Genomic DNA, 14244 nt, shown 5'->3' on the forward strand with positions numbered 1-14244 from the left:
GAAGTGCGAATCGCGCGGCAGCCGCCTCGGCGCGATCGCACACGATGCACCCCCACCGGGTTGGAGGGGCACATCGCATCTTTTTCTGCTACGTCGCGTTCAGGCTGAGCGTTCGCTCAGGTTCGACGCCGGTGGTTTCGCCGATACGCCAGCGCACCATCAAGCGATCCCACTTTGTCCGCGCCGCCGCCAGGTTACGTGCCTTGACATGGCCGTAGCCGCGAATCTCTTCGGGCAGGCGAGCGATCTCCAGCGCCAGCGCGAGATTGTGGGTCGAGAGGGTCGTGAGAAGTTCTTCGATACAGGCGCGGTATTCGCCAATCAATGCACGCTCCGTCCTGCGTTCGTCGGTGTAGCCGAACGGATCCAGCCCGGTACCGCGCAGGCCTTTGAGCTTGGCGAGTCCGCGAAAAGCGCGGCGCATCCACGGGCCAAAGGCCTGCTTGACGAGTTCGCCCTTTTCGTTGTGTTTGGCCAGCAAAGGCGGCGCCAGATGATGAACAAGTTTGTAATCCCCTTCAAACCATCGCCGCAATTTTGGCGGTAAATTCCGGCGCGGTTTGCAGCCGCGCTACTTCGTATTCGTCCTTGTAAGCCATCAGTTTGAACAGATAACGCGCGACCGCCTCGGTGAGTTGGGTGCTGGCAAGCGGAGCTTCGGCAGCGCGAACCTTCTCGACGAACGAACTGTATCGACTGGCGTAGGCACGATTCTGGTAAGCAGTGAGGAACTCAACGCGCTTGGCAACCATATCGGCGATCGATGGCTTTCTGACGAACTCGATCACCCTCGGGGCCGCAAAGCTCGCTTGCACAGCCTGCAGATCGTGGACGCAACGACGGCCCCACTCGAATGCCGCCTTGTTGTTTTCTACCTGCACCGCGTTCAATTCGATGGCTCGCATCAGGGCGTCACGCGACAGCGGCACGCGGCCTTTCTGCCATGCGTAGCCGAGCATCAGCAGGTTGGTGTAGATCGACTGCCCGAGTAGCGCGGTGGCAACCTGCTCGGCATCGAACATGCCAAGGTGGTCAGCGCCGACCGCCGCGGAGATGGAGGTCATGCAACGGTCGACCGGAGACTTCCAGTCTGGATTGCGGATCGCTTCCGCCGTCGGCACGCCGTGGGTGTTCAAGGCGACGAAAGTGTGACCTTGACGCATCGTCGCGAGCGTCGTCTTGTTGGCGCCCACGATCGCATCGCATGCGATCACCAGATCGGCCATGGCGACGGCGACCTTGGTTGCGTGAAGCGCCTCCGGGTCGCGGGCGATCTGGATATGGCTCCAGGTGGCGCCGCCCATTTGCGCCATGCCAGTGGCATCCTGCGTGATTACACCCTTGCCTTCCAGGTGGGCAGCCATGCCGAGCACCTGGCCGATGGTGACGACGCCGGTACCGCCCACGCCCGCCACGACGATGCCCCACGCCGAATCCGCCACCGGCAACACCGGCTCCGGAATCGACGGGAAGTCGGTGTGCTTCGCCTTGGCCGCCGCCGCAGGCTTTCTGAGCTGCCCGCCCTCGACCGTGACGAAGCTCGGACAGAAACCTTTGACGCAGGAAAAGTCCTTGTTGCAGGTGTCCTGATTGATGCGCCGTTTGCGGCCGAACTCGGTTTCAACGGGTTGAACCGCGAGACAGTTGCTCTGCACCGAACAGTCCCCGCAACCCTCGCACACGAGCTCGTTGATGATCACGCGCTTCGCCGGATCCGCCATGGTGCCGCGCTTGCGCTCGCGTCGCTTCTTGGTCGCACAGACCTGGTCGTAGACGATGACGGTGACGCCCGATACGTCGCGAAGCTCGCGTTGCACGGCATCGAGATCGTCGCGGTGGCGGACGGTGACACCGGGCGCGAGGTTCGCCGTCCCGTCGTACCTGTCCGGCTCATCGGTAACGACGACGATCTGCTTCGTGCCTTCTGCCGCGAGCTCGCGCGTCATGGCCGGCACGTCGAGTTGCCCGCCGACCGGCTGCCCGCCGGTCATGGCCACTGCGCTGTTAAACAGGATCTTGTAGGTGATGTTGATGTCCGCAGCGATCGCTTGCCGGACAGCGAGCGACCCGGAATGGTTATACGTGCCGTCGCCGAGATTGGCGAACATGTGCGAGCGCGTGCTGAACGGCGCCTGACCGACCCATGGCACGCCCTCGCCACCCATCTGGCTCCAGGAGGTCGTCGAGCGGTCCATCCAGACCGCCATTCCATGACAGCCGATGCCGGCCATCGCGATCGAGCCGTCAGGCACCTGGGTGCTCGTGTTGTGCGGGCAACCAGGGCAAAACCATGGCAGGCGATTGCCATCGCTGCCGTCGTTGGCGACGAGTTCGCGTTCCTTGGCCTCGATGATTGCGATGCGCGCATCCATCCGCGCGGCGACGTCTTCAGGCACACCCAGCATCTTCAGGCGACGGGCAATAGCCTTGGCGATGAGCGCAGGCGTGAGGTCTGCGTTGGCGCGCAGCAGCCAATTCGCGCCAGGGTTGCTGTGACTCCACTCTCCGCCAAAGTGTTCGCCATCGCGTTCGTTGTACTTACCAATTACGTGAGGCCGAGCGTTGGGCGCGCAGTGATAGAGCTCGTCCTTGAGTTGCTGCTCGATCAGCGGGCGCTTTTCCTCGACAACCAGTATTTCTCGCAGACCGTGTGCGAATTCACGCACGCCGGTTGGCTCCAGCGGCCAGATCACGCTGACTTTGTGCAGACGGATGCCGAGGGTGCGGCACAAAGCGTCATCCAGGCCGAGGTCGGCCAGCGCCTGCCTCGTATCACTGAAGGCCTTGCCGCTCGCGATGATGCCGAAGCGATCCCGCGGCCCCTCTATCACGTTGCGATTGAGGCGGTTGGCGCGGATGTAGGCCAGCGCGGCCGGCCACTTGACCTCCATCAGCCGCGCTTCCTGAACCAGCGGTTCGTCCGGCCAACGGGCATGGACGCCGCCTGGCGGCATCTGGAAGTCTTCGGGCAGCAGAATCGGAACGCGGCCAGCATCGACGACAACTGACGACGCCGCCTCGATCACCTCCTGAACCGTTTTCATGCCAGCCCATAGACCGGAATAACGGCTCATGGCCAACGCATGAAGTCCGAGATCGAGAATCTCCTGAACACTCGCTGGAAAGAAGACCGGCATCCCGCAAGCGATCAGGGTGGGGTCGCTCTGATGCGCAAGCGTACTGCTCTTGGACAGATGATCGTCGCCGGCCACCGCGAGCACACCGCCCAGCGGCGCGGTGCCAGCCAGGTTGGCGTGCTTCAATGCGTCCGCGCTGCGGTCCACGCCCGGTCCCTTTGCGTACCAGATCCCGAACACGCCATCGTACTTCCTGGTGGCGGGATCGAAATCAAGCTGCTGCGATCCCCAGACGGCCGTAGCGGCCAGTTCCTCGTTGAGGCCGGGCTGGAACACGACGTGGTGAGCAGCGAGATGTTTTTTCGCTTGCCACAGTGCCTGGTCATAGGTGCCGAGCGGCGAGCCCCGGTAGCCAGAGATGAAGGCCGCGGTATTGTGTCCCGCGCGTGCGTCGCGTTCGCGCTGCAGCATCGGCAGGCGCACGAGCGCCTGGACGCCGTTCATGAACGCATGGCCCGTCTCCAGCGTGTATTTGTCGTCGAGTGTGACGACTTCGAGAGCCTTGCGGGTGGCATCGGAAAGCGGGGCATTCATGTAGCAGTTACTCCGAAGTGGTGAGCGGGCGGCAGGCGAGAGTGCCCGGGCCGCTTACGTCGCGATTCATTGATCCCGACGGGTGTCAGTAGGTTGTGTCGTTGATGCCGGGAAGCTGATGCCGAACTGCTCACCCAGCGCGCGAAGCTCCTGCGCGATCTCGGGGGGCAGCATGACGCCGCGCTGCCGGCGCTCGCGTTCCATTGCGTCGCCACGGTGGCCAGGCAGCCTCGCCTCGTCGCCGCCCGAGTTCAGGTAGGTCCCGGTCCATTGCGACATGTATTCGTCAAAGACTCCCTGCGTGGCAAATGCGCCGGGTTTCACCATCCAGAGGAAGCCACCCTGTCGTCCTGCGGCGCCCGCCTTCTGAACATCGTCTCTTGCGGTGCCGAGCGAATCTGCGGTGGCGGTCAGTGCACCAGCGAGGCATTCCACCATCATCGCAATGCCGATTCCCTTGTGTCCGCCCATCGGTAGCAGCGAGCCACCTAGCGCGCGATCCGCGTCGGTTGTTGGCGTACCTGAGGCGTCCAGCGCCCAGCCTTCGGGGATCGGCTTACCTTCGCGTGCGGCGAGCAGAATATGGCCGCGCGCGGCGACGCTGCATGCGATGTCGAAAACGAGGGGAGCCTGGCCAGGTACAGGACAACCGAAGGCAATCGGGTTGTGGCCGATGGCTGCGTGCCGGAATCCTTCCATCGCGAGGATCGGCGGCGTACGTTGGCCGATCATGCTGAATGCGCCCGCCTCGGCGCCAAGCAGAGCGTGAATTCCGAGCGCTCCCAGGTGGCCGCTCGATTGCACCGCGATCAGCACCGATGCGCTGGTGGCGAGGGCCTCGAGCCCCAGTCGTACCGCGTAGGGGCCGGCGAGTTGTCCCATCGCGCCGTCCGCATCGAGGACGATCCCGCCTGGGAACGACCGGTGGCGCAGGTTTGGGCGCGGGTTGAAGTCGCCCGCTCGCAGACGCTCGGTATAGGAGGCCACGCGCGTCATGCCGTGCGTCTTGTACCCTCGCAGTTCGCTGCGCACCAGGATCGCGGCGGCTTCGGCCGCCTGTTCAGCTGGCATGCTGCAGGCTTCGAAGATCCGCGCGGTCCAGTCCTCGAGTGCCTGACAATTCCATTGGTTATTCGTCATCGCTTTTCCTAACTCATGACCACAAGACGTTCGGAGAACGGCCCGCAATAGACGCACTGGTAATAAAGGGGCTGGTCGCGCAACGTGTACCCCCGCAACTCCATGATGAAGCCGGGCGCGTCCGTGCTCGACTCAAGCTCGCGAGCGGCCGCGGCGGGAAGCGCGGCGAATCGGATCCACTGGTCGACTCGCAGCGTGGGCAGCGAGAGCCGCTGGCCGAGCAGTTCACGCAGGTTCTTCCCGAGCGAAACGCGATCGAGGTCGCCCAACTGCGCGAAGTGGTCCTCCCGCAACCAGAACTCGCTGTAGAGATCAACGCGCCCGCCGACGCTGATGGTGCGCTCGATGCGTACGAAATCCTCGCCACCGAGAAACGCTGACCATGGTCCGCTGCGCCTCATCCGCTTGACGGAGCGCGCATGAACGTAGGACGCCAGCTCCTTGTTCTCTGCGTCGCGAAAGCGCAGGTAGCGCACGTCAGCGGGCGCTACCTGGGTGCCCGAGACGAACGTTCCCCGGCCTTGCTCGCGGGTAATCAGTCCAGAATGCACCAGCCGGGCAAGCGCCTTCTGAATGGTGCCTACGCTTACCCCGTGACTCGCCGCGAGTTCTCCCTCGGAGGGCAACTTGTCCCCCGCGCGGAGCGACCCGGATTCGATGTGACGGATGATCGCGTCGGCCACGCTGGCAAGCTTGGTCACTTCGGTATCCTCAAATGCTGCGTTCGAACCGGCTGATCGCAATCTCCCGGACGTTGAGCACCTCGCTCGTGAGTTGCGTGCCGGAGGCGACGTCAATTGCGTATTCGAAGAGCTGATCGCCGAGCGCAGAGATTTTCATGCCGGCTTCGAGAATCCCGCTGACATCGAAATCAATGTTGTCAGCCATCGTGCGAACCGTATTCAGGTTGCCGCAGACCTTGACTGTCGGCGCGATGGTATTGCCGATCGGATTGCCGACGCCGGTGCCAAAGAAGATCAGCTGGCAACCGCTGGCGGCCATCGCGGTCAGGTTTTCGACGGCAGCAGCCGGCGCGTCCATAAAGTGCAGGCCCTTGCGCTTTGGCGCTTCGCCATAGCCGAGGACGCCGACCAGCGGGCTTGATCCGGCCTTGGCCATCGCGCCGAGCGCTTTTTCTTCGACCGTCGTCAGGCCGCCGCGCTTATTGTCAGGCGACGGTTGTGCGTCGCGCAGGTCAACGCCGCGGCTGATCGCGACATTCTCCATGTTGCGCACGGCGTCCACGAAGGCCCTTCTGACCGAATCGTCGGCGGCGCGGGCGGCAAACAGGTGGTCCGCGCCGATGAATTCCGATGTTTCGGAAATGATGACCGTGGCGCCCGCTTCGATCAGATGATCGGCCATGCGGCCGATAGTCGGATTGCAGCTAAGCCCCGAGGTTGTGTCCGACCCGCCGCATTCCACGCCAATGATCAGTTCAGAAACCGGGCACGATTCCCGTCTGGCCCTGGATGCGCCCAGCGCGAGCCGCGCGGCGCGCCGGGTACCGTCGGCGATGCAGTTGATGGTGCCATCGGGTTGCAGGTGGACCGCTTCGACCGGCTTGCCGGTGGACCTGATGCGGCGCGCCACTTCCTCGGTCGACGATGGTTCCAGTCCAACCAGCAGCACGGCTGCGATATTGGGGTTGCGCCCGAGGCCAGCCAGTGATTCGAAGGTGAAATCGAGGTCGGCGCCGAACTGTCCACGCACGAAAAGCGTGGTTATAGGAATGCATCCGTTCACTGCCTGGGCAATTGCCCGCGTGGCGGGGTTGCAGTTGTCCATGACCGAAATCACCGCCACCCAGTTGCGTACGCCGACGGTGCCGTTTTCACGCCGGTAGCCAAGAAAAGTTTGCATCATCTGCTTACCCCTTATTCAGATCGCCGCGGCCGCGGGCGGATTCGATGTTGTGAACGTGGGTGTGCTCACCCATCTTGAGCGCACGGCTGGCCTTGCCGATGACCTGGCCGTACTTGAGCACGTTTGCGCCTTGCGGGGTGTCGAGGACACAGACCTTGTGACCGAACGGCACATCCTGGAGCAGCGTGACATGGCCGGACGCATCTCCCTGCAGGGTGCAGGTTTCTCCGGCGCGTCCGGAGTCGATCAGCGTAGCCACATTGTCGGACCGGTTAAGCACGATGGCGCGAGACATGATCAAAGTCCTATATAGAAGTGTGATTTAAATGTAGCGAGCGCGCGGCGCACAGTCAAGGATAATTCGCCTAGGTACTTGCACTAGCCGGCCGCATCGGAAATAACACCTATATAGAAGTTCTTGACGATGACGCGGAGGGGCGCCTATATTCGATAGCAATGACGGTGCAGTTCTGCCGGAACCTACAGGAGACGCAGACATGAAGGTGGCTTCACACCTCGAGAAGATCCGGAGTCTGGAGGGGCTGCGTGCCCGGCTCGAACCGCTGGATGACTTCGAGCTCTGGTTCTGGGCGGGCATGACAGCCGGGACGCACGCGGTGAATGCTGCACTTCACCATGCAGCGGTGACGCGTGACGACGATGCGTTTCCGATGCAGCCTGGCGTCTATCTGGTTGCGCAACCGGACCGCTCGCTCAAGCCTGCTTTTCATCCGCTGGGAGACGTGCTGCACGTTGGCCGCCCGAGGGTGGAGGCGGCGGTGCCCGAAGATGTCGCGGCGATGATGCACCAGATGGAGATCATCGAAGGGCATCGCGACCCGTGCGTGCGAGACGGCGTCGCGCCCACCGTGGCGATCGTGGACGAATGCGATGCTGCGCTGGGCGAGTGTCTTCGGCTGCTGAACAAGCGAATGGACGAAGGCGCCGCATGAATACCGAGGACCACATTGCAGCGGCAGCGCGCATCGAGCGATCGCTCGAGAAGTGCCTTCCCCAGGACTGCGAGATGAAGATTGAAGGGGCGATGCTGGCCGGCACACATTGGCTGAATGCTGCGCTGCATCGCATGGGCGTGACGCGGCCAGCGACTGACGTCATGCATACCTACCTTCTGACGATCAACGAATATCGACGGCTGTGCGTCGCGGACGGCGAGATGCTCCGCGCGCTGTCGGAGATCGAAGATTTGCGTGCGCCGTTCGTGCGCGGCAACTGGCCGGGCGCGCAGGCGGCAGCGGACCGTGCGCTCGCGCTGCTAGCGGTCATTCACACAAGGGTGATGGCGGGCGCCGGCTGATCAACATCAGAAGCGCCCCGTATTCAACGGAGGAGACAACAGTGAAAGCAGTACGCGTAGTACCGACGCCAAACGGCGGCAAGATCGAGATCCAGGACATTCCCGTTCCGCAGGTTGGCGCCGGACAGGTGCTGGTCAAAGTGCGGGCGGCAGGCCTGAATCGTGGCGAGATCAACCAGGCTCGCGAGCTTCGCACGGGCAACGTCATTACTACGGGCGTGGAATTCGCCGGAGAAGTGGCCCAGATTGGCGACGGCGTGAGCGGCTGGCGCAAAGGAGACCGGGTGATGGGTCATGGCCGCAGTTGTCAGGCGGAATACGTGCTCTCCGACCCGCGCGCGCTGATGCCCATTCCGCAGAACCTGTCGTGGATCGATGCGGCAGCATTCGCGAATGTTTTCGTCACGGCGCATGATGCGGTCGTGACCAACGGTCAACTACGCAAAGGCGAGTCCATCCTGATCAATGGCGCATCGGGCGGCGTAGCGATGGCCGCGATCCAGATCGCGTCGGTGCTCGGAGCGAAGCCCGTGATCGCAATGTCGCGCTCGGCTGCCAAGCTCGACAAGCTCGCGCGGTTCGGCGTCGACGTGTGTATCGATTCGTCGCGCGAGTCGCAGGTCGACGCAGTAATGACCGCGACCGACAAGCGCGGCGTCGACGTGATCATCGACACGGTGGGTGGGCCTGTCTTCGAAGCAAATATGGAATGCCTTGCGGTCCAAGGGCGTCTCGTCCATATCGCGCGGCTCGGGTCCGCCACCGCCCAGATCGATCTGACGAAGCTGTGGCTCAAGCGTCTGAAGCTGATTGGCGTCACGTTCCGCACCCGTACCGAGGAGGAACGGCTCGAATGCATCCAGGCGTGCGCGCGCGACTTGCTGCCGTTTCTCGAGGCGGGACGCATAGGATTGCCGATCGACCGGACATTTTCCATTGACGCGATCGCAGAAGCACACGCCTACATGCAACGCGATCAGCACGTCGGCAAGATCGTGCTGACGGTGGCATGAGAATCTCAGACGCACAGTATCGATAAACAGGAGACTGCAATGAGCATCCAAATTACTCCGCTGACCGGCTCGGTTGGAGCGCGGGTCGAAGGCATCAATCTGAACGAATCCGTCAACCGCGATACGTTCGACGTCCTGCATCGGGCATTTCTCGAGCACGGTGTCCTCGTGTTCCGCGGGCAAAATCTGCAGCCGGCGGCGCACGTCGAATTCGCGAGGCTTTGGGGCAACCCTGCCCAGAGCAATCCGTTGGATCCGGCCGTGCCGGGCTACCCGGGCCTGATCCAGGTCACCAAAATTCCGAAAGAGACCGCGTCGACGGAAGCCTGGCATTCGGATTCGATCTATACCGCCGTTCCGCCGAAAATCTCGATTCTTTCCGCGGTTGTGGTGCCGCATGGCGGCGACACGATGTGGTGCAACCAGTACGTGTCGTACGACCGCCTGTCGCCGACCATGCAGCGCATGCTCGAGGGTCTGCGTGCACGCTTCACGGGGCTGCGTCTTGCACGCATGAGAGGGATCGACAAAATTCCCACTGCCGTTCATCCGATCGTGCGCACCCATCCGGAAACGCACCGTAAGGCCCTATACGTCGGCCACCCCGAGACCGCCCAGCAGATCGAGGGCATGACGGTCGCCGAGAGCCGGCCGCTGCTCGACTTCCTGTACGACCATTCGACGAGCGCCGACAACGTCTACCGCCACATGTGGCAGGCGGGCGACGTGGTGATGTGGGACAACCGTTGCACGATGCACTATGCCGTGCATGACTATGGCGAGGCAGAGCGCGTATTGAACCGGATCACGCTCGAAGGAGAAGTGCCCGTCTGACGCGCAGCGTGTCAGTCGATAGCGGGTAGGGCGTCGCGGCGATACGCTGCTGACGGTGTCTGTTTATTGATTCGTTATACGAATCAATTGTGGAAGAAAAGCATATTGGCGGAAAGTGGAGACCAGATGAAAAAGACCAGGATCGCAATGACGGCGGTGGCCGCGATCGCATCGGCGCCTGCGTTTGCGCAAAGTTCCGTCACGCTGTACGGGATCGTGGACACGGGCATCGAGTATTTCACGCATGCCACGCCGACGGGCGGCTCCGTTGCGCGAATGCCCGTGATCGGTGGAGGCGACGTGCCGTCGCGCTGGGGAATGCGAGGCACGGAGGACCTGGGCGGTGGACTGAAAACGGTCTTCACGCTGGAAAGCGGGTTTTCGGCGTCGAACGGCGGGCTCCAGCAGGGCGGACGCCTGTTCGGCAGGCAGGCTTATGTCGGGTTGAGCGGGCCTTGGGGGCAGCTCACGTTTGGCCGGCAGTACAGCATGACGAACTGGGGTATGGTGGAATCGAACATCATCGGCTCGGGGGGATTCGGCGGCCTGGCGTCGTTCGATCCTTTTCTGCTTGCTGCCCGCTTCGATAACGACGTGGTGTACATGGGCACGTTTTCCGGCGTGACGGTCGGAGCGAGCTACTCGTTCGGCCGCGATTCGAGTGCAACGGCAAATTGCCCGGGCCAGTCGGGTAACGACTTCCTTGCCTGTCGAGCGGTCACGGGGATGCTCAAGTATGAAGGTAATACCTGGGGCGTGGCCGCCACCTATGACGAACAGCGCGGCGGTGCAGGCGCGACGCCCGTCACCGTTGTCCCGGGTGCGCCGGGTATTGCCTTCACTAAATCCGGCGATACCGACCGGCGTTACCAGCTGGCCGCGCACATCGACATCAAGTCGGTGCGGCTAGGCACGGGATGGCTGCACAGGGTGATCGAGGGCGACGTACGGTCGGCCAAACTCGATATCGGCTACCTCGGCGCATCGGTGCCCTACGGCGCATGGATCTTCGATGCGCAGGTGGCGCATATCCATAACGGCGACTTCGACGCCAACGGCACGATGGGCACGTTGCGGGCGAACTACAACCTCAGTAAACGCACCGCGCTTTACGGTGTATTCGCTTACATGAAGAACAGCGGTAAACAGGGCATCTATTCGGTGTCAGCCTCCAGCGCAGTGCCGGCGGCTCCGCATCCCGGGTCGAATCAGCTGGGCGGCGAGATCGGCATTCGTCATCTTTTCTGATCGAAGGATCGGCGCGGCCATGTCGCGCAGCGGGAACGCATGCAGCGGACAGTGACGGGTCGCGTTTCGACAACCATCGCGGATACGAGCGAGTGACAGTCGCGAACGCGGCGGCTGTCTGGTTCGTTCACCCATTCAAAACAGTATCGCGCAGACATGCGCAATGTGAGGTTGCAAATGGAGATTGGAATACCCGCGGAGCCGAAAGGCCGCCAGGCACTGGTCGCGGCGACGCCCGAGACGGTCAAGACGCTCGTCGCCCACGGGCACGGGGTGACTGTCGAGACGGGAGCCGGCGAATCTGCTCATTACACCGACGACGCGTACCGTATTGCTGGCGCACGGATTGGAGATGCGGCAGCGGCATTCGGCGCGCAGATCGTCCTGAAGGTTGCGTCACCGACTGCCGACGAGTTGCCGCTGATGATGCGCGGTGCGGTGCTCGCAGGCATGCTCGATCCCTTCAACACCGAGAATGCGCAGCGCCTTGCAGCTGCGGGCGTGACCGCGTTCGCGCTGGAAGCCGCGCCGCGCACCACGCGCGCACAAAGTCTCGACGTGCTGTCGTCGCAGGCCAACATCGCGGGCTACAAGGCAGTGCTGATCGCGGCGCATCACTATCCCCGGTTTATGCCGATGCTGATGACGGCGGCGGGCACCGTGAAGGCGGCACGCGTGCTGATTCTCGGCGCGGGCGTCGCGGGTCTGCAGGCGATCGCGACCGCCAAGCGCCTGGGCGCCGTGATCGAGGCATCCGACGTTCGCCCCGCGGTCAAGGAGCAGATCGAGTCGCTCGGCGCGAAGTTTCTCAACGTCGCTTACGAGACCGACGAAGAGCGCGAAGCTGCGCAGGGCGTCGGCGGCTATGCGCGGCCGATGCCCGCGAGCTGGCTGCAACGCCAGGCGGCGCTTGTCCACGAGCGCGCGAAGCAGGCGGACGTGATCATCACGACCGCGCTGATTCCGGGCCGTGCCGCGCCGACGCTGATATCCGCCGAGACGGTGCAGGCGATGAAGGCAGGCTCGGTGATCGTCGATCTCGCAGCGGGACGTGGTTCCGTCGTGAACGGCCACCGTGGCGGCAATTGTCTGCTCACGGAGCCGGACAAGGTCATCGTGACGGAGAACGGCGTGCAGATCGTCGGCCACACGAATCTCGCATCGATGGTGCCGTCTGACGCATCGGCGCTCTATGCACGCAACCTGCTCGACTTCCTGAAGCTGATCATCACGAAGGAAGGCGCGCTCAATATCGATCTCGCGGACGACATCGTCGCGGCCACGCTGCTGGCACGCGACGGTGAAGTTACGCGCAAGGATTAAGAGGAGACGGGTGATGGAAGTCATCAACCACACCGTGATCAATCTGATCATTTTCGTGCTGGCGATCTACGTCGGCTACCACGTTGTCTGGAACGTAACGCCGGCGCTGCATACGCCGCTAATGGCCGTGACAAACGCCATTTCGGCGATCGTGATTGTCGGCGCGATGCTGGCGGCGGGGCTGACTGTCGGCACCACGGGCAAGTCGTTCGGCACGGTCGCTGTCGCGCTGGCCGCCGTCAACGTGTTCGGCGGCTTTCTCGTCACGAGGCGAATGCTGGAAATGTTCAGGAAGAAGGAGCCGAAGAAGAAGGTCGGCCATGGCATCGCTGTTAAGGAGGGTGTGTAAATGAGTACGAACGTCGTTACGCTCCTGTATCTCATCGCGTCGGTGTGCTTCATCCAGGCGCTCAAAGGGCTGTCGAATCCGAAGAGCGCGCGCGCCGGTAACGTGTTCGGCATGGTCGGCATGGCCATCGCGATTTTCACGACCATCGCGCTGATCGCCAAACAGGCGGCGGCGCTGGGTTCGAACCTGACGCTCGGTCTGTCGCTCGTGTCCGTCGCGCTGATTGTCGGCGGCGCCATCGGTGCGTTCGTCGCGGCGCGCGTCGAGATGACCAAGATGCCCGAACTGGTCGCGGCGATGCACTCGCTGATCGGTCTCGCCGCCGTCTGTATCGCGTATGCGGTCGTGTCGGAACCGGCTGCGTTCGGGCTCGGCGCCGAAGAGGGTCTGCCCGGCTTCCTGCCTTACGGCAATCGCGTCGAGCTGTTCATCGGTACGTTCGTCGGCGCAATCACGTTCTCCGGTTCGGTGATCGCATTCGGCAAGCTGTCGGGCAAGTACAAGTTCCGGTTGTTCCAAGGCGCGCCGGTCGTCTATGCAGGCCAGCATCTGATCAATCTGGTGCTCGCGCTCGCGATGTTCGGCTTCGGCATCCTCTTCTTCGTCACGCAGTCGTGGCTGCCGTTCATCGTCATGACGCTGATCGCGTTTGTGCTCGGCGTGCTGATCATCATCCCGATCGGCGGCGCGGACATGCCGGTGGTGGTGTCGATGCTGAACTCGTACTCCGGCTGGGCGGCGGCGGGCATCGGCTTCTCGCTGAACAACGCGATGCTGATCATTGCCGGGTCGCTGGTCGGGTCGTCGGGCGCGATCCTGTCGTACATCATGTGCCGCGCGATGAACCGTTCGTTCTTCAACGTGATCCTCGGCGGCTTCGGCAACGAGCCGGGTGCGGCTGCGGCAGGTGGGCCGGCCGAGCAGCGTCCGGTGAAATCGGGTTCGGCCGATGACGCGTCGTTCATGCTCGGCAACGCGGAAACCGTGGTGATCGTGCCGGGTTATGGGCTGGCCGTCGCGCGAGCGCAGCACGCGCTGAAGGAACTGACCGACAAGCTGGTGGAGAAGGGCATCGAGGTGAAGTATGCGATTCACCCGGTGGCCGGCCGCATGCCGGGCCACATGAACGTGCTGCTGGCGGAAGCCGAAGTGCCCTACGACATGGTGTTCGAGATGGAGGACATCAACGGCGAGTTCGGCCAGGTCGACGTGGTGCTGGTGCTCGGCGCGAACGACGTGGTGAATCCGGCCGCGAAGAACGATCCGAAGTCGCCGATCGCCGGCATGCCGATCATCGAGGCGTACAAGGCGCGCACCGTGATCGTCAACAAGCGCTCGATGGCGGCGGGCTATGCGGGGCTCGACAACGATCTGTTCTACATGGACAAGACGATGATGGTGTTCGGCGATGCGAAGAAGGTCATCGAGGACATGGTGAAGGCAGCGGCGTAAGACCGCGCGGTCACCGCAGAATTCAGACGA

12 protein-coding genes and 1 pseudogene are annotated in these 14244 nt (G+C 63.0%); 8 read left to right on the forward strand and 5 right to left on the reverse strand.

Features of this window, described 5'->3' with window-relative positions; all coding sequences use genetic code 11:
* Window positions 1-88 precede the first annotated feature (88 nt).
* The 5 genes and pseudogenes from OKW41_RS21780 to OKW41_RS21800 all read right to left on the reverse strand — a co-directional run bounded on the left by OKW41_RS21780 (window position 89) and on the right by OKW41_RS21800 (window position 6972).
* Window positions 89-3671 (reverse strand): annotated as a pseudogene (locus OKW41_RS21780) (indolepyruvate ferredoxin oxidoreductase family protein).
* 66 nt (window positions 3672-3737) lie between these two features.
* Entirely contained in the window at window positions 3738-4811 is a 1074-nt protein-coding gene (locus tag OKW41_RS21785; RefSeq protein WP_429574356.1) for an Ldh family oxidoreductase, read from the reverse strand.
* An 8-nt stretch (window positions 4812-4819) separates the two neighbouring features.
* Window positions 4820-5512, reverse strand: coding sequence for a GntR family transcriptional regulator (locus tag OKW41_RS21790; protein ID WP_429447895.1), 693 nt, complete (start codon window positions 5510-5512; stop codon window positions 4820-4822).
* Window positions 5513-5522: 10 nt separating this feature from the next.
* A complete protein-coding gene (locus OKW41_RS21795) occupies window positions 5523-6677 on the reverse strand; it encodes a UxaA family hydrolase (RefSeq protein ID WP_429447893.1) in 1155 nt (384 codons plus the stop codon).
* 4 nt (window positions 6678-6681) lie between these two features.
* Window positions 6682-6972 carry a UxaA family hydrolase gene (locus OKW41_RS21800; protein WP_429447891.1) on the reverse strand — a complete coding sequence of 97 codons (291 nt, stop codon included), beginning with the start codon at window positions 6970-6972 and terminating at the stop codon, window positions 6682-6684.
* 202 nt (window positions 6973-7174) lie between these two features.
* On the opposite strand from OKW41_RS21800, the gene OKW41_RS21805 reads away from it, so the two are divergent.
* The 8 genes from OKW41_RS21805 to OKW41_RS21840 all read left to right on the forward strand — a co-directional run bounded on the left by OKW41_RS21805 (window position 7175) and on the right by OKW41_RS21840 (window position 14214).
* Window positions 7175-7630: a hypothetical protein gene (locus tag OKW41_RS21805; RefSeq protein WP_429447888.1), complete on the forward strand. Its 456-nt coding sequence runs from the start codon at window positions 7175-7177 to the stop codon at window positions 7628-7630.
* Entirely contained in the window at window positions 7627-7995 is a 369-nt protein-coding gene (locus OKW41_RS21810) for a hypothetical protein (protein ID WP_429573925.1), read from the forward strand. The genes OKW41_RS21805 and OKW41_RS21810 overlap by 4 nt, the downstream gene beginning before the upstream one ends.
* A gap of 41 nt (window positions 7996-8036) precedes the next feature.
* A complete protein-coding gene (locus tag OKW41_RS21815; protein ID WP_429447885.1) occupies window positions 8037-9008 on the forward strand; it encodes a zinc-binding dehydrogenase in 972 nt (323 codons plus the stop codon).
* 39 nt (window positions 9009-9047) lie between these two features.
* Window positions 9048-9842, forward strand: a complete 795-nt coding sequence (locus OKW41_RS21820; RefSeq protein WP_429447883.1) for a TauD/TfdA dioxygenase family protein — start codon at window positions 9048-9050, stop codon at window positions 9840-9842.
* A 66-nt stretch (window positions 9843-9908) separates the two neighbouring features.
* Window positions 9909-11090: a porin gene (locus OKW41_RS21825; protein ID WP_429447881.1), complete on the forward strand. Its 1182-nt coding sequence runs from the start codon at window positions 9909-9911 to the stop codon at window positions 11088-11090.
* A 177-nt stretch (window positions 11091-11267) separates the two neighbouring features.
* Entirely contained in the window at window positions 11268-12413 is a 1146-nt protein-coding gene (locus tag OKW41_RS21830) for a Re/Si-specific NAD(P)(+) transhydrogenase subunit alpha (RefSeq protein WP_429573926.1), read from the forward strand.
* A gap of 13 nt (window positions 12414-12426) precedes the next feature.
* Window positions 12427-12762, forward strand: a complete 336-nt coding sequence (locus tag OKW41_RS21835; RefSeq protein WP_429447876.1) for an NAD(P) transhydrogenase subunit alpha — start codon at window positions 12427-12429, stop codon at window positions 12760-12762.
* A complete protein-coding gene (locus OKW41_RS21840) occupies window positions 12763-14214 on the forward strand; it encodes an NAD(P)(+) transhydrogenase (Re/Si-specific) subunit beta (RefSeq protein ID WP_429573927.1) in 1452 nt (483 codons plus the stop codon).
* Window positions 14215-14244: the final 30 nt, after the last annotated feature.

This window comes from Paraburkholderia sp. UCT70 (genome assembly GCF_050434085.1).
Classification (GTDB): Bacteria; Pseudomonadota; Gammaproteobacteria; order Burkholderiales; family Burkholderiaceae; genus Paraburkholderia; species Paraburkholderia tuberum.